Origin of the sequence: Nitratidesulfovibrio oxamicus, assembly GCF_015731765.1 — a bacterium.
Lineage (GTDB): Bacteria > Desulfobacterota > Desulfovibrionia > Desulfovibrionales > Desulfovibrionaceae > Cupidesulfovibrio > Cupidesulfovibrio oxamicus.
In genome coordinates, this window is sequence record NZ_VRYY01000795.1 from 1 (window position 1) to 533 (window position 533).

Here is a 533-nt window from a genome sequence, read left to right on the forward strand (position 1 = left end):
GACCCGCCCCCCGCGTCCTCCGGCGCGCTGTACCACCGGCATCCCGCCCGGCGTTGTCGCCGGGCCCCTCCCAGTCCCGTCCGCCCCCAACGGCCTGCCGCCCCTGCAGCGCCCCCGGTTTTTGCGTCAGGGGCGCTAAACCTTTGCGTCGTCACACCGAAAAGACCAGCGGACGCCTTGCGCGCCCGACCCTCCACAAGACCCTTCACGCGGTCATGCCAGGCGGCAGGAAACACAGGGGGGCATCGGTGAACGCCGGGCTTTCCCCGTGACGACAGGTGGCAGCAGGAACAGCAGGGGACAGCGTCATGCACGCGCCGCGTATTTCCGTGGTGGTGGCCAACCACAACTACGGACGCTTTCTCGACCGCTTCTTCGGCGCACTGGCCGCGCAGACCTTTACGCCCGACGCGGTGGAAGTGGTCTTCGTGGACGATGCCAGCAGCGACGATTCGCGCGAGCGCGCCCGCCGCTGGCAGGCCGACGGCCCGTGGGCGGCGTTCCGCGTGCTGGCCCTGCCCCGCGTGGGCAGG

The 533-nt window shown here is 70.9% G+C and carries 1 protein-coding gene; it reads left to right on the forward strand.

The genetic code is table 11. The features are described from left to right. Positions 1-308 precede the first annotated feature (308 nt). Positions 309-533, forward strand: a 225-nt coding sequence (locus FVW20_RS18615) for a glycosyltransferase (RefSeq protein WP_196610736.1), incomplete at its 3' end; no start/stop codon positions are given.